Source organism: Amycolatopsis sp. NPDC089917 (assembly GCF_040684635.1).
In the GTDB taxonomy this organism is placed as follows: domain Bacteria; phylum Actinomycetota; class Actinomycetes; order Mycobacteriales; family Pseudonocardiaceae; genus Amycolatopsis.
The window spans coordinates 96,089-110,613 of the sequence record NZ_JBFBGL010000008.1 but is presented as its reverse complement, the minus strand read 5'-3'; the positions used below and the strand labels follow the sequence as shown (position 1 = coordinate 110,613).

The window sequence follows — 14,525 nt, the reverse complement described above, 5'->3', positions numbered from 1 at the left end:
TTCTCCGCACTACGACGCCGGATGGCGCCGAGATCGAGTATTCGGTGCGGTGAGGGGAAAACGGCAGGCTGATCACCCGCGATTAGATCGACCGGATGATGACAACCGTTTTCAGTCACGTTTGCGTGATACCCGAACGGCCGCTGAAACCGGCCGATCCGGTAAACCCCGTGGGCGGAGGGGTGTCATCCGCGACGGTTTCGTTACCGACCCCGGTGAACCCCGGGCGCCGCTTGGCGTCTCTAGTGGTGTCGGAACGCGGTAGCGCGGGACGGCAAGGGGATTCCGTGGCCGTCTGGCCCGGAATGAATTCGTCTCTTTCGGAACTGGGGTATTTCCATGCGTGTTCGTCATGCCGTTTTCGCCGGGGTCACCGCCGCCGCGCTCGCGCTGCTGCCCGCGACCGCCTTCGCCACCGAACCGCTGACGGGGGTGCCGGAAAAGCCGAAGGGGACCAAGTTCTGGGTGTCGCCGAAGACCGTCGAGGCGGGAGGGAAGGTGACGGCGCAGGGCCGTTGCGTCACGCCGCACGACTTCACGATCGTCGCTCCGGAGAGCGTCACTCGGCTCTCCGACAAGTCGGTCAAGCGTGACGGCGGCACCGACGTCAAGGTGACCTACCAGGTGCGGTCGGACGTCAAGCCCGGCGATCAGCTGTTCGTCCTGCTGTGCGACGCCAACGAGCTCGCGGCGACGGTGAAGGTCGTCCCGGCGGCCAAGAAGCCGGAACCGGCCAAGTCGGAGCCGGTCAAGAAGCAGGTCGCGAAGGTCCCGGCGGGTGCGCCGCAGACCGGTGGCGGTCCCGTCGAAGACGACCCGGCTTCGGTCGGCTGGCTGATCGCCGGGCTGGCCGGAGCGGGCGCGGCGGGTGCGGGTGGCGTCCTCCTGACGCGCCGCCGTACGGCCTCGCGGTCCTGATCGCGTGCGGGAAGGGCGGGGGTCTTACGAGGCCCGCGTCCTTCCCGCGATAGCGTTTCGAACCGAGCTTGAGGAGGCTGACGTGGGCAAGGGTTCGCGCAAGAAGGGTCCCAAGACGACCTCGGACCGCAAGCCGAAGGTGCGCGACGTCTTCGTCGGCCAGCCCTTCGAGGGACTCGCGGCGGAGACCGAGCTGATCGCGCTGCGCGAGTTCGTCCCTTCGGCGACGGCCTCGCTCACGCTGGCGGGTTCCGGCGAGAAGGTCACCCTCGGCACGGTGCTGCCGATGGCGGCGGCCGCGTTCGTCCGGTCCGACGGCGAGCGCTACGTCGGGATGCAGGTGCAGACCCGGTCCTCGGACATCAGCCGCGACCTCGGCCGCGCGCTCCAGTGGGTGCTGGAGGCCAAGGAGGGCGACGTCCTGTCCGTGCCGGACACCACGACGCCGCCGACCGCCGACGAGAAGGCCCGCCTGCAGGACCTGCTCGACACGAGCGCCGAACTCGACGTCACGCTCTACAACGACTTCGCCTGGTGGCTGCCCGAGGACGCCGACGCGAGCGGCGACGTCGCGCTGTCCCTTGAGCGTGCGAACGCGGCGATCATGCCGACCGAGCGCCTCGGCGCGGGTGCCTACTGGGTGCTCGCCGGCGAGAAGGCGCACCTGCGCTGGGTCCGCCCCGAGCCGGAGAACCTGCTGCTGCAAGCGCTTGCGCGGCTGTCCGCGGCCGGTGAGCTGGGCCTCGGCGAGGGCTCCCGCTACGCCGGTTCGTTCCGCGCTCACGGACTGCTCGTCCCGGTCTGGGACCTCGATCCCGAGGCCCACGCCCGCGAGTGGGCCGACGCGAAGGACCAGCTCGGCGTCCGGCTCGAAGCCGCGCTGAAGTCCCTCGACTCCGAGCCGCTCAACGCCACCGAGCGCCGCTCGCGCGACGGCCTGATCGGCCGCCAGCTCACCATCCGCTGACCCCCTCTTCGCGCACTTCGTCCTCTGATTGCGGTGGTTGCGCACGCAACCACCGCAATCAGAGGACGAAGTGCGCGAGGATGGTCCCGTGATCCTGCACATCTGCCCCGAGGGCGACTGGGCCGCGGTGCCCGAAGGCGGCGTCTACACCGCCGCGTCCCTCGAATCCGACGGCTTCATCCACTGCTCGGACCCCGGAACCGCGCACATCCCGGCCAACGCCGTGTTCCCCGGCCGCACCGACCTGCTGCTGCTGGAGATCGACCCGGCGCTCGTCGGCGCGCCCGTCGTCTGGGAGGACGGCGACCCGCCGCATCCGGCCGGTCTCCAGTTTCCCCACGTGTACGGGCCGATACCGCGTAACGCCGTGGTGGCCGTGCACGAATTCCCTGTTCAGGGGGACGGTTCGTTCAGAATTCCCGAATCCGTGTCGAGACGTTGAGCAGGCAACTCCTCACTCGGACGGGCGTCTCCCGAAAGTGTTCGCGGCGAGAGACAACCTGTGGGGGCGGTCATGCGTTTCGGGAGAGGTGAGCCAGGTGAACCTGGCCGCGTGACCCCGGGAGGAGGCGATACGGTGACCGCTGCCGCGACGGTCGTCCCGGGGACGGACGTCTGGGGGGCCGGCGAGAGCCGAGGGAGGCACGTGCCGGGCGAGCTCACCGACTTCGGCGACTTCGTGCAGGCCAGCCTTCCGGGTCTGCTGAGGTACGGGCACGCCCTCACCGGGAACCCGCACGACGCCGCCGACCTGGTGCAGACCGTGCTGGAGAAGATCGGCTCCCGCTGGTCCTACGTCCAGCACAAGACCGGCGACCCGATGGCCTACATCCGCCGTTCGATGGCCAACGCGCACATCAGCCGCTGGCGCCGGGCCAAACGGGAGAGCCTGGTCGCCGACCTGCCGGACACCCAGCCGTACAGCCCGGCCGACCCGTTCGAGCACGAGCCGTTGTGGCAGGCGTTACGCGCGCTGCCGCCGAGGCAACGCGCGGTGATGGTCCTGCGTTACTACGAGGGGCTGTCCGAAGCGGAGATCGCGGATTCGCTCGGCGTCAGCCAGGGCACCGTCAAAAGCCAGGCGAGCAAGGCGATCGCGTCGCTGCGCACGAAGCTCGCGCTGTTCGAACCCAAGGACGAAGGGAGGGAAGCGGGATGAACATGTCCGAGGAGGACGTGCGGCAGAAGCTGCGCGACCTGTTCGCCGACGATCGGCTGGGCGCGGGATCCACGCTGAATCCCGAGACGATCGTCGCGGGCGCCCGGCGCCGCCGGCGCCGCCGTCAGCTGATGCAGACCACGAGCGGGATGGCCGCCGCGATCGTCATGGTGGGCGGCGGGCTCACGGTCTTCACGATCCACGACAAGGACAACGGCGCGGCCTTCCCCGGCGACCAGCTCACCATGGGCGCGGCTTCGTCGAGCCTGGTGCAGCCGGGGCCGGCGAGCCCGGTGCCGCCCGCGTCGTCTTCGGCGCAGCCGCCGGAGCAGACGTCCGCGCCGCAGCATTCGACGATCTCCGACGGGCCCGTCAAGCCGCCGAAGAGCACCGCCGCCACGAAGCCGCCCGCTCCGGGCAAGGTGACCACCGGTTCCTTGCTGACGGCCGCCGGTTTCGGCAAGCTCCGGCTCGGGATGAGCGAGTCCGAGGCGGAGCTTGCCGCCGGTCCGCTGCGGGCGAAAGAGGTCAGGGGCACCTGCACGTACGGCTACGCGGAGGGAGCCGCGGTTCCGGGACCCGCGTCGGTTTCGCTGACCGAGGGCAACGGGATCACCGTCATCAACCCGTCGGGCACGGTGCACACCCCGGAGGGGATCGGCGTCGGCTCGACCGAGGCGGACATCCTCGCGGCCTATCCCGGCAGCACCAAGGACGGCGGCGCGTACGTCGCGCCGGTCAGCGCGGTGAGCGCGTACCGGATCGTCGTGGCCAAGGACGGGTCGGCCGTCAGCATCCTGCTGACCAGCATCAACCAGGACTGCCAGTTCAGCTGAGGCCGAGGCCGTCCGCGCGAAAGGGAAAACCCGGGCTGCTCCAAGGGGGAGAGCCCGGGTTTTCCCTGTGGTGGGAGCGTTGGTCAGTGCGTCAGAGCGCGCCACCCGCGACCGGGGGCATGCTCGAGTCGGCGCCGCCGTCCCCGACGGATTCGCGGTGCAGGTGGTTCTCCACCTCGAACAGGTTGCCGTCGGCGCGCTTGACGATGTTGAGCAGCGTGGACATCTGGGAGATCTCTTCGACCTGCTCCTTGAGGAACCACTGCGTGAACTGCTCGCCGATGTAGTCCTCTTCGGCGCGGGCGGCCTTGGCCAGCTGCTGGATGTCGGTCGCGACGTCCTTCTCCTGCTGCAGCGCGAGCTCGATGAGCTCACGGACGTCGGAGAAGTCGTTGCGCACGTCGCCGGTGCCGGGGATCTCCACGTGGTGGTCGGTGTCCAGCATGTACTGGACCAGCGCCATTCCGTGGTTCCGCTCCTCGACGGACTGCTTGTAGAAGTGCTTCGCGAGCTGCGGCAGGTCCTCGGCGTCGAACCAGACCGCCAGCGCGATGTACTGCTGGGAGGCGTTGAACTCGTTGTGGATCTGCGCCTGCAGCAGTTCGTAGAACTTCGAGCGCGGTTGCTTCTTGGTGAGGGCCATGTGTTCGAAGATACGTCATGTCCCTATTTGATTTCCAGTTTTTCCTGGTGATCTACCCCCTATTAGGTTACCATTACCGATAATAGTCCCACCTTAATTAAGTAAGCCTTCCCTAATTGATCGCAATTGATTAGGGAAGGCTTACTTAATTTGTTTCTCAGATGCTTTCGCGCCGGATCGGGCACGACATGCAGCGCGGCCCGCCGCGGCCGGAGCCCAGCTCGGAGCCGGTGATGGCCAGCACCTCGATACCGGCTTCGGCCAGGCGCGCGTTGGTTTCCACATTGCGTTCGTACCCGACGACGACGCCGGGCGCGAGCGCGAGGGTGTTGTTCCCGTCGTCCCATTGCTCGCGTTCCGCGGTGACCGGATCGAGTCCGGTGTCGATGACGCGGAGCCGGTCGATCCCCATCGCTTCGGCGGCCGCGGTGAGGAATGGAGCGGGCCCTTCCACCTTCACCGAACCGTCGTCGGTGGGGCGCATGGTGAACGCGGTCAGCGAATCGGCCGAAAGCGGATACATGACGACGGCGTCGGCCGCGACCATCGTGCAGACGGTGTCCAGATGCATGGTCGCGCGGGTCTGCTGGATCGGGACGGCGAGCACGGTATGCGCGATCCCGTCGGCGAACACCGACCGGGCGAGGGATTCCGCGCCCGCCGCCGTGGTCCGCTCGCCGACGCCGATGGCCAGGACGCCCGGCGAGAGCAGCATGACGTCGCCGCCTTCGATCGGCGCCGAATGCGCGCCGTACGCGCGCGCCGCGTGACGGAACCACGGGTGGTAGGCGTAGATCAGGTCCAGCACCGCGGTCTCGCGGACGCGCGCGGGCATCGTGAGCGAGGAGATCGCGACCCGGTCGCCGATCCACGCCGACGAGTCGCGCGTGAACAGCAGGTTCGGCAGCGGGTCGACGGCGAAGTCGTTCGGGTGGTTCATCAGCCGGACCAGCGAGGCGCCCTCGGCGGCGGGCAGCTCCTCGAAGGTCATGCCCGCCATCAGGACCTCGGCCAGCACCGCGGGGGAGACGCTCGACAGATGGGAACGGAGCGAGTCGGCCAGGTCCGGCCCGAGCCGCCGCTCGTCGACGGCCGCGTGCACGCCCGCCGCGTGGGCGCGGTTGTCGCCGAGCGCCGTGCGCAGCGCGTCGGCCAGCAGCAGCACCTCGACACCGCGGCCGCGCAGCACCTCGGCGAACGCGTCGTGCTCCTCCTGCGCGCGGTCCACCCAGGGGATGGAATCGAACAGGAGCTGGTCGTTGTTGCGAGGCGTGAGCCTTTTGAGCTCGTTGCCGGGCCTGTGCAGCAGCACCGCACGCAGGGGGCCGACTTCGCTGTCAACTCGGGGTGGAGTCGTCTCGTCAATCACGGTTTCACCCTAGCTAGGGAAGCCAGGAAACTCGCCCTTTGAGCAGCGCGTATCCGACGAAGGAAACGAAATCCAGCATGGTGTGCGCGACGATCAGCGGCCACAGCCGGTTCGTCTTCTGCCACAGCCTGCCGAACACCAGGCCCATCACGACGTTGCCGACGAAACCGCCGAAGCCCTGGTACAGGTGATACGACCCGCGCAGCACCGACGACGCGACCAGTGACGTGTTCTCGCGCCACCCGAGTTGCCGCAGCCGGGTCAGCAGGTACGCGACGACGAGCACCTCTTCGGCGAACGCGTTCCCGAAGGCCGACAACGTCAGCGTGATCGGCCGCCACCAGGTTTCGCCCAAAGTGGACGGTTGCACCGACAGGCTGAACCCGAGGCTGTAGGAGAGGAAGTACAGCCCCAGCCCCGGAATCCCGATCACGGCGGCGAGCAGGAGCCCGTGGACGACGTCGCGGCCCGGACGTCGTTTGTCGAGCCCGACCTCCGCGAGCTTCATCCCGCCGCGCCACAGCAGGTACAGCCCGAGCGCGCCCCAGCCGACCAGTTGGCCCGCGCTCAGGAGCTGCTTGAGCAGGTCGACCAGGCTCAGCGTCGCCTGGGGGACGTTGAGCTGGGCCTGTTGCCGCGCCAGCGGGACCGGCTGCAGCAGCGAGTCCACAAGGGACAGAAGACTGCGCAGGCCCGAGAGGCCCAGGGTGATGCCGAAGACGACGACGAGTTCGATGACGATCGCGCGGCGGCGCGCCGGGTCTTCCACGAACTCCGGCAGCGCCGGGCGTTCGGGACGCAGCCAGCTCATCCCGCACAAGCTACCGTCGGGTCATGCCCAGGAGTATCGCGACCAACGAAACCGTCGACCGGGCCGCGCTCGTCGACTTCCTGTCCACCCGTCACCGCGTCATCCTCATGACCACCAAGGCCGACGGCGGCCCGCAGCTCTCCCCGGTGACCTGCGGAGTCGACGCCGAAGGCCGCCTGGTCATCTCCACGTATCCGAAGCGCGCGAAGGTCGTGAACATCCGGCGCGAGCCGAAGGTGTCCGCCTGCGTCCTGTCCGACGAGTGGAACGACCAGTGGGTCCAGCTGAACGGCACCGCCGAGGTGCTCGACCTGCCCGATTCGGTCGAGCCGCTGGTCGACTACTTCCGCGCGATCTCGGGTGAGCACCCCGACTGGGACGAGTACCGCGAAGCGATGGTGAAGCAGGGCAAGAGCATCATCCGCGTCACCATCGACTCGTGGGGCCCGATCGCCAAGGGCGGCTTCCCGGCGGAACTCGCTTAGCCGAACGAATACGGGCAGCCGACGAGCCGTCGGATCTCGCCGCTCAGCTGCTGTGGCCCTTCGACCGGACGCGAGAACGCGAGCCGGACGTCGTGGTCGCCGGAGTCGGCCTCGACCCGCAGCCGCAGGCCGTAGCGGTCCAGGCCGAGCGGCCGGATCCAGCCGCCGCGCAGTTCGGCGGGCACGTGCTTGGCGAGCTGCGCGACGACGTCGGCGTGGTCGGTCTCCAGATGCCGCAGCCACGCGGCCTCGTAGTCGTGGAACGGGTCCGGCGGCGCGGCGCTGAACATGTGCGGCCGCAGCGAGTGCGTGCCCTCGGCGTCGGCGAGCACCAGCGACGCCGGGGTCAGCCGCAGCAGCGTCAGGCCGTGTCCGACGTCCAAGAGCCGCTCGTCCGGCCGGGTTTCGGCGATGGAGACCGCGCGGGCGCGCGCCGAGACCTCGGAGAGCGGGCGGAGCCAGCCGGTGATCCACAGCAGCCCGCGGATCGGCTCACGCAGGTCGACCGGCGCCTGATCGGTCAGCTCGACCATCACCGCGAGCTCGCCGCGTTGCGCTTCGTGCGCGCGTTTCACCAGGTGGTGCTCGTCGGGCAGCAGCACGCTGACGCTGCCGCTCGTGTGCACGTGGTGCAGTTCGGGGATGACGCGGCCGTACTGTCCTGGCTGGTCACGCTGTTCGGCGGTCGGCATGAGCGTCGCCGGTCCGTTGCGGGTGGCGATCGTCTTCGCGCGTTCCGCGGGGTTCGGCGCCGGCGGGCGGCGCAGGGACGTCGGTGTGGTCACGGCTCACCTCCTAAGTTAGGTGAGCCTAACCTGATCTCCGTGCCTAACGGAAGTAGCTTCGATCACTTCTCTTCTCACCCGTATACGTTGACCAGGTGGAAGAGCGCAGAATCCAGGTCGTCGAACCACCCGAAGGGGTGCGGGCGGCGGACATGCCGCTCCTGGTGCCCCTGCTCGACCGGCTCACCGTGACGTACGGAACGACGGGCTTCGCGTCCGGGCTGCTCGTCGCGCTGGGCGTCTTCCTGGCGTTTTCGGGGCGGTACGGGGTCGCCGTGCCCGCCTTCCTCCTCTTCTTCATGGCCGCGGTCTCGCTCTACTCCGGCTCTGTCGTGCTGGCCGGATCGTCGCCGATGCGGAAGCTCACCGGCAAGCCGTTCCGCCTGGTGAGCGGGTTGGACGGTGCCCTCGTCGCCGGTTCGCGGGTGAGCGTCCCGCTCGACGGCCGCTGGCTCGTCGTCCGGCTGCCGGCCCCGCTCCGTGCGCAGCTCGCGGCTCAGCGACGGCTGTGGGTGCTCGGCCCGTTCTTCGTGCTTCCCGGCGTCATCGTTCCGCGGCGCGGCAAGATCCGGGACGCTCCGGTGAAGGGCTCGGCGCCGCTGACGGCCGAGCCCGTCTCCCCGGGACGGATGCTGACCTTGCAGCGACGGCTCCTGGCGTCGTACTACCTGCTGGGCGCCTGGACCACGCTGGTGGCGGCCGCCTTCTCGGTCTGGGTCTCCGTCGACCTCCCGGACCGTGACAGCGTTCTCGTGCCGAACACGCGGGTGCTGGCCGTCCTGTGCGTCCTCGCGACGATCGGGCTCGTCATCACGGCTCTCGTGGTGGCCCGGCCGTCCCCGGAGCCGCGGTGGACCGAGCTCGCCGTCGTGTCCGGACCCGCGTCGGTCAACCTCTTCGGCATGGTCACGGTGAAGGGCCGGACGGTGCTGCCCGACGGTCGCGAGGTCACCGTCCGGGCCGGTGGTTCGGATCCGTCGCTGGCCGCCGGCATCGCCGCGACCGGACGGCTGTGGGTGCTCGGGGTGCCGGTGGCCGGGAAGACGGCGAAGGCCGGAGTGCCCGGTCACGCGGTTTTCGGGCCGGTCAAGTTCGGGCGCTGAACTCAACCGAGCGAGCGCCGCGTCGCTTCCTCGGTCTCCACGACGCCCCGCCGGATCCCTTCCAGCTGCTCGCCCAGTTCGCCGATCGTGGTGGTGTCGAGCAGCGCATCGCCGGTGGCGGCCGAAAGTTCCGCCGCCCTGGCGACCAGGCCGTCGAGGCCGAGCGCGCCGGATCGCAGCTGTGCCATCAGCTTCCGCTGCGCGCTCGTAAGCCGCGCGTGGACGTCTTGCTGTGCCTGCACGGCTTCGAGCGACTGGGTCAGGTCACCGCGGATGTCGTCGTCGGCGGTCTTCAATTCCTTCCGCAGCCGGGCTTTCTCGGCGGACACCGCGCCGGCGTCCACCCGCGTCAACGCCTTGCCGGTGGCCGTCGCGCGGCCCGCCAGCCGCCGCAGGGTGTCGACGGTTTCCCGCACCACCGGTGCCATGTCGGCCACCCGGTCGGCGAGCGGCCCGGCTTCGAGCGAATCGGAAATCGAGGAGAAGCCCTCGGCCGCGGCCTCCGCGCGCCGCAGCCAGCCCGCCTCGGGCGACCCCGGTTCGACGTCGGGAAGGGCCCGTTCTTCGGGATCTGGCGCGGGTTTCCGTGTGGCGGCGGCGACCCCGGCACGGGCGGCGAGCACGGTGACGCCGACGCCGAGCGCGGTGACCACCGGCAGCTGCACCGCCCAGGCCGCGCCCGCCGATGTCGCCGCGAGGAGCAGTCCCCACGGTTCGGCGAGCTCACGAACGAAGCGCATATCCGAGGATCTCAGAAATTCGAGATCACGGCGGTGAAGACCTGATCGATCGAATCCGGTTTGGACGAGTCGTAGCCCACGCCCTGGGTGGTTTCGGCGATCTCCTTGAGCACGTTCAAGTCCGCGTCGGAGCCGTAGGCGATGGTGAACATTCGCACCGCCTCGCCGCCGCCTTCGGTCCGCAGCTGCCCGATGAGGTTCTGCAGGTCGATCCCGCCCGGATCCTCGTTCCGGCCGTCGGTGAGCACGACGACGGCGTTGATCGCGTTCGGGTCCAGCCGCTGCTTCATGAACTCGTAGGCCGCGAGCGACGAGTCGTAGAGCCCCGTGCCGTTCTGCGGCGTCAGCCCGTTCAGCCGTGCCGCCAGCTCCTGCCTGCCCGCCTCACCGCCGATCGGTGACACCGGCCGGAGTTCGAAGTAGTCCTTGTCGCCGTTCAGTTTCGTGGAGAACATCCACAGCCCGACCTGGTCCGCGTCGCTGAACTGCGGCAACGACGCCACGGCCGCCTGCTTCGCGAGGTCCATCTTGTTCTTGCCGGTCCCGCTGACGCCGTCGCCCATCGACCCGGAGACGTCGACGACCAGCAGCACGTTCGCCTTCTTCCGCAGGTCCTTCCACGACTTCAGCACCTCGGTCAGCACCGGCGGGCTCGGCGGGCGGATCAGGTTGAGCTTCCCGTCGGGCTGCGCGCCGTTCTCCGCCGTGGTCTGCGAGCCGGGCTTCCCGTCGAACGTGCGGAAGCCGATGTCGCTGAACTTCTGCTGCGCCTCGGCGCCGCGCAGATGCCCGAGGAAGTCCGCCGCGACCTGCTTGTGGAGGTCGTCGGCCCAGTTCAGCACGGTGAACGGGTGATCGGAGTTGAGCGTGCCGTCGCTCGGGTAGATGCCGACGAGCGGCACCTTCGGCGGCGCGTGCTGCCCGCGTTTCGCCGGATCGTTGGTGGGATTGCCCTGGTTGTAGCCGACGAGCGAGTTCTCCTCGACCGTCACCGCCGAGATGTACGACAGCGCCGCGCCGCGGTCGTCGGCCTTCTGCAGGTTCGTCAGGAACGTCAGCGTGTTGTCGCCGTAGTGGACGATGGCCTGCTCGACGTTCTGCACGAACGTCCGCGCCTCCGGTTTGGCGAGCGCGTTCGCGGTGAGGTCCGAAGACGTCCCTGTCGCCGCGTAGTAGGCGCCGATGGTGGCGTTGAGGCCGGACGTCGAGATGTTCGGGTTCGTCTTGCCCAGCCGGAACTTCCCCCATTCCGGATGCCCGTACTTCGCCCAGCCCTGCGGATCTGTGGCGAGCGCCGCGAGATCCTTCCAGCCGATGCCCTTACCCGGCCAGCCGAGCGCCTCGGCCATCGGCTTCGGCATGGCGACCACCAGCGGCGCGTTCGCGACCGATTCCGGTTCGCCTTCGGGCACCAGGGCGGGGTGGTCGGTGCCGGTGAGGTTCTGGCGCAGCAGATTCACCCAGCCGGACGCCGCGGGCGTCCAGACGTCCGGCCGCGGGCCGTCCACCGCCTCGTTCCAGCCGCGCGACAGCGCCTGCATCGCGGTGCCCGAGGACTTCGACTGCACGAGCACGTCGACGCACCGTCCGGCCACCGTGCGGCCGCTGTAACCCTTGGCGATCTCGGCGACCACGCCCGCCTTCTCCGGCGACGACGACACCTGCAGCTTGACCGCGTCGCCCGTCGTGCACTTCGCCTCCGCGGCCTCCTCGCCGGAGTCACTCGTGATCGCGCGCAAGCCGATGATCAGGCCGACCGCGACCACCGCCGCGGCCGCGAACGCCAGGACCTTGCGGCCGCCGCGGGACTGCTGAGGATTCACGACCATGGAGAACCTCCGCCGGTGGGAAGACCGATTATCCGGAGGTTTCGCCTTGTCCGGCTGGGCGTTGCCGAACCGTTGCGGCCGTGGCGGTACTTATCCCGCCACGGCCGTGAGGGGTGTCGCTAAGCGCCCGGACCGCGGCCGGACCAGGTCCACGCGTAACCGGGGTCCTCCGACGCGTCGGCCGCCTCGCCGAGCTCCAGCGGCGCGAAGGTGTCCACCATGACCGCGGTCTCGTCGAAGAACTGGGCCCCGATCGACGCCTCCGCCGCCCCGGGCTGCGGCCCGTGCGTGAAACCGGACGGGTGCAGCGAAAGCGAGCCGACCTCGATCCCGGACCCCTTGCGCGCCTCGTAGTTGCCCCGGACGTAGAACATCAGCTCGTCCGAATCGACGTTCGCGTGGTTGTACGGCACCGGGATCGACTCGGGGTGATAGTCGACCTTGCGCGGGCAGAACGAGCAGACCACGAAGTTCGGCCCCTCGAACGTCTGGTGCACGGGCGGCGGCTGGTGCACGCGGCCGGTGATCGGCTCGAAGTCGTCGATGTTGAACACCCACGGGTACAGGCAGCCGTCCCAGCCGACGACGTCGAACGGGTGGGTCGCGTAGGTGTAGCGCGTCAGCCCGGCGCGGTGCCGCACGAGGACCTCGACGTCGGTGCCGTCGACGACCAGCGGCTCCGACGGGCCCCGGATGTCGCGCTCGCAGTACGGCGAGTGCTCCAGGAACTGGCCCTTCGCCGACAGGTACCGCTTCGGCGGGCCGATGTGGCCGCGCGCCTCGATGGTCAGCAGCTTGACGCCGTCGCTGCTGTCGTGCGGGAGCACGCGATAGGTGCACGACGTCGGGATCACGAGGTAGTCGCCGTCGCCGATCTCCAGCGAGCCGTAGATCGTCTCGACGGTCGCGCTGCCGCCTTGGACGTAGAACAGCTCGTCGCCCGCCGCGTTGCGATACAGCGGTGACGGCCGGGTCGCGTGGACGAAGCCGATGGTGACGTCGGCGTTGCCGAACAGCCGCCGCCGGTCGGTGACCGCGTCGGCGTCGCCGAACTTGAGGTCGTGGGTCTTGAACGCGCGGGGCTTGAGCGGGTGGTTCGGGGTGATCGGGCCACGCTCGTCCTCGATCGCGACGGCGTCGACGATCGCGGTGGGCAGGCCGCGGTGGTAGAGCAGTGCCGAGTCCGCCGAGAAGCCCTCGACACCCATCAGTTCCTCGGCGTACAGGCCCCCGTCGGGCTTGCGGAACGCCGTGTGGCGCTTGTGCGGGATCTCGCCTACCTGCCGGTAGTAAGGCATCGGAATCTCCCCGGAACGTGTCCGTTGTGCGAACGATTTTGTCCTGATGTCGTACGCTACTAGCGTGTCAGTCGTGTCAAGCGCTGTGGAACTCACGCCCCCCGGCCCCCGAGGAATCCCTCCCCTGTTCGCGCGGCTCGTCGACGACTCGGCGTTGTTCCCGCCCGGTGAGGCGTCCATGCCCGAAGCGCTGCGCGCGCACTTCGCGTCGAGGGCCGGCGAGCACTCCGGCGTCCTCGGTGTGTTCCTGTGCCAGGCGTCGCGGCTGCCCGAGCTCATCACGGAACTCATCAAGATCAAACCGAAGGAGCCGCTGCCGCTGTCGCTGATCATCGACACCGGCCTCGGAGGGGTTCCGAAGGCGATCTCGATCGTCGAATCCCGCAGCGAGATCCTCGCGCTGCGCATGGTGGAGATGCCGGCGCCGTCGGACGTCGACGAGGTCTGGCTGGAGCGCGTCTCCGAGTTCGTGCCCGAGGACGTCATCCGCGTGGTCGAACCGCGGCGCGGCGTCGGCTGGCTGGACGGCGTGCGGAAGGTGATCGAGCACGGCAGCTGGCCGAAGATCCGCTGCGGCGGCAAGGCGGGCGAGAACTTCCCCAGCGTCGACGAGGTCGCCGACTTCCTCGCGGTGGTCAGCGGCTCGACCGGGGCGTCGTTCAAGGCGACGAACAGCCTGCACCGCGCCGTCCGGCACACCGAGGAGTCGAGCGGCTTCACCCACCACGGGTTCCTGAACCTGATCGTGGCGTCCGCGCGCTGTCTTTCCGGCGGCGACGTGCGCGCCGCCCTCGAATCGACCGACGGCGCCGCGCTGGCTGCTGAGGCCAAGGAGATGTCGGAGCCGGCCGCGAAGGCCGTTCGCGGGCTCTTCGCCTCGTACGCGGCGGCTTCGTTCGACGAGCCCGTCGCCGACCTCGGGGAACTCGGGTTGCTGTGACCCGCGAAGGGTCGCTCACCCTCGACAGAGGGCTGGCGCTGCTGCAGGCCGTGGCGGACGCCGGTGGTGAGGCGGCGACGATCTCCGAGCTCGCCGTCGCCATCGGCGCGAGCCGGGCCGCCGTCTACCGGCTGCTCGTCCCGCTGTCCGAACGCGGCCTGGTGTGGCGCGACGGGAACAAGGTGCGGCTGGGCGTCGGCCTGCTCCGGCTCGCCGGGCAGGTCCTCCCGCAGCTGCGGGAGGCGGCCAGGCCGGTCCTGCGGGAGCTGGCGGAGAAGGTCGGCGCCACGGCGCACCTGTCGGTCGCGCAGGGGGATCAGGCGCAGGCCGTCGCGGTCGTCGAACCGTCCTGGACGAGCTTTCACGTCGCCTACCGCGTCGGCACACGCCATCCGCTCTCCGCCGGCGCGGCGGGCAAAGCGATGACGCTGCGCCCCGGCGGCGGCGAAGGCTGGGTGACCTCGTCCGGCGAACTGGAGGCGGGCGCGTCCGGCGTCGCCGCGCCCGTGCGCGGGGTGCCGGGACTGAAGGCGAGCATCGGCGTCGTCTCGCTGGAGCCGCTGGACGCCTCCGTGGTGGGTCCCGCGGTCGTGGGTGCCGCCGTCCGGCTGGCCGAGGTGCTGAAGCAGCCCGAGTAGCGCG

At 69.6% G+C, this 14,525-nt stretch carries 16 protein-coding genes; 9 read left to right on the top strand and 7 right to left on the bottom strand.

What is annotated here, in order from left to right:
* Positions 1-339: 339 nt before the first annotated feature.
* From AB0N89_RS08765 to AB0N89_RS08745, 5 genes are all read left to right on the top strand, one after another.
* On the top strand, positions 340-918 hold the full coding sequence (locus AB0N89_RS08765) for a hypothetical protein (RefSeq protein WP_364201870.1): 579 nt from the start codon (positions 340-342) through the stop codon (positions 916-918).
* An 82-nt stretch (positions 919-1,000) separates the two neighbouring features.
* On the top strand, positions 1,001-1,885 hold the full coding sequence (locus tag AB0N89_RS08760; protein ID WP_364201867.1) for a DUF5926 family protein: 885 nt from the start codon (positions 1,001-1,003) through the stop codon (positions 1,883-1,885).
* Between the two features lie 88 nt (positions 1,886-1,973).
* The gene (locus AB0N89_RS08755) at positions 1,974-2,327 is read left to right on the top strand and encodes a DUF952 domain-containing protein (RefSeq protein WP_364201864.1); all 354 of its coding nucleotides are present in this window, start codon (positions 1,974-1,976) and stop codon (positions 2,325-2,327) included.
* 204 nt (positions 2,328-2,531) lie between these two features.
* Complete coding sequence (locus tag AB0N89_RS08750) at positions 2,532-3,044, top strand: SigE family RNA polymerase sigma factor (RefSeq protein ID WP_364201995.1); 513 nt, start codon at positions 2,532-2,534, stop codon at positions 3,042-3,044.
* On the top strand, positions 3,041-3,880 hold the full coding sequence (locus AB0N89_RS08745; RefSeq protein WP_364201861.1) for a hypothetical protein: 840 nt from the start codon (positions 3,041-3,043) through the stop codon (positions 3,878-3,880). Before AB0N89_RS08750 ends, AB0N89_RS08745 begins: the two co-directional genes overlap by 4 nt.
* Positions 3,881-3,971: 91 nt before the next feature.
* On the opposite strand, the gene AB0N89_RS08740 is transcribed toward AB0N89_RS08745, so the two are convergent.
* The 3 genes from AB0N89_RS08740 to AB0N89_RS08730 all read right to left on the bottom strand — a co-directional run bounded on the left by AB0N89_RS08740 (position 3,972) and on the right by AB0N89_RS08730 (position 6,703).
* Positions 3,972-4,523, bottom strand: coding sequence for a ferritin (locus tag AB0N89_RS08740; RefSeq protein WP_005149504.1), 552 nt, complete (start codon positions 4,521-4,523; stop codon positions 3,972-3,974).
* Between the two features lie 157 nt (positions 4,524-4,680).
* Positions 4,681-5,892, bottom strand: coding sequence for an arginine deiminase (locus AB0N89_RS08735; protein ID WP_364201858.1), 1,212 nt, complete (start codon positions 5,890-5,892; stop codon positions 4,681-4,683).
* 13 nt (positions 5,893-5,905) lie between these two features.
* A complete protein-coding gene (locus AB0N89_RS08730; protein ID WP_364201855.1) occupies positions 5,906-6,703 on the bottom strand; it encodes a type II CAAX endopeptidase family protein in 798 nt (265 codons plus the stop codon).
* Positions 6,704-6,726: 23 nt separating this feature from the next.
* Here AB0N89_RS08730 and AB0N89_RS08725 point away from each other — a divergent pair, with 23 nt between their 5' ends.
* Positions 6,727-7,188: a PPOX class F420-dependent oxidoreductase gene (locus tag AB0N89_RS08725; RefSeq protein WP_364201852.1), complete on the top strand. Its 462-nt coding sequence runs from the start codon at positions 6,727-6,729 to the stop codon at positions 7,186-7,188.
* Here the strand turns inward: AB0N89_RS08725 and AB0N89_RS08720 are convergent.
* Positions 7,185-7,973, bottom strand: a complete 789-nt coding sequence (locus AB0N89_RS08720; RefSeq protein ID WP_364201849.1) for a DUF2470 domain-containing protein — start codon at positions 7,971-7,973, stop codon at positions 7,185-7,187. The two genes, AB0N89_RS08725 and AB0N89_RS08720, sit on opposite strands and share 4 nt — an antisense overlap.
* 95 nt (positions 7,974-8,068) lie before the next feature.
* Here AB0N89_RS08720 and AB0N89_RS08715 point away from each other — a divergent pair, with 95 nt between their 5' ends.
* Positions 8,069-9,076, top strand: a complete 1,008-nt coding sequence (locus AB0N89_RS08715; protein ID WP_364201846.1) for a hypothetical protein — start codon at positions 8,069-8,071, stop codon at positions 9,074-9,076.
* 2 nt (positions 9,077-9,078) lie between these two features.
* On the opposite strand, the gene AB0N89_RS08710 is transcribed toward AB0N89_RS08715, so the two are convergent.
* The 3 genes from AB0N89_RS08710 to AB0N89_RS08700 form a co-directional block, all read right to left on the bottom strand.
* Positions 9,079-9,816, bottom strand: coding sequence for a hypothetical protein (locus AB0N89_RS08710; RefSeq protein ID WP_364201843.1), 738 nt, complete (start codon positions 9,814-9,816; stop codon positions 9,079-9,081).
* An 11-nt stretch (positions 9,817-9,827) separates the two neighbouring features.
* Positions 9,828-11,645, bottom strand: coding sequence for a substrate-binding and VWA domain-containing protein (locus tag AB0N89_RS08705; protein WP_364201840.1), 1,818 nt, complete (start codon positions 11,643-11,645; stop codon positions 9,828-9,830).
* A gap of 119 nt (positions 11,646-11,764) precedes the next feature.
* Positions 11,765-12,943, bottom strand: coding sequence for a homogentisate 1,2-dioxygenase domain-containing protein (locus tag AB0N89_RS08700; RefSeq protein ID WP_364201838.1), 1,179 nt, complete (start codon positions 12,941-12,943; stop codon positions 11,765-11,767).
* An 85-nt stretch (positions 12,944-13,028) separates the two neighbouring features.
* On the opposite strand from AB0N89_RS08700, the gene AB0N89_RS08695 reads away from it, so the two are divergent.
* On the top strand, positions 13,029-13,883 hold the full coding sequence (locus AB0N89_RS08695) for a hypothetical protein (protein WP_364201993.1): 855 nt from the start codon (positions 13,029-13,031) through the stop codon (positions 13,881-13,883).
* A complete protein-coding gene (locus AB0N89_RS08690; RefSeq protein WP_364201835.1) occupies positions 13,880-14,521 on the top strand; it encodes a helix-turn-helix domain-containing protein in 642 nt (213 codons plus the stop codon). The genes AB0N89_RS08695 and AB0N89_RS08690 overlap by 4 nt, the downstream gene beginning before the upstream one ends.
* Positions 14,522-14,525: the final 4 nt, after the last annotated feature.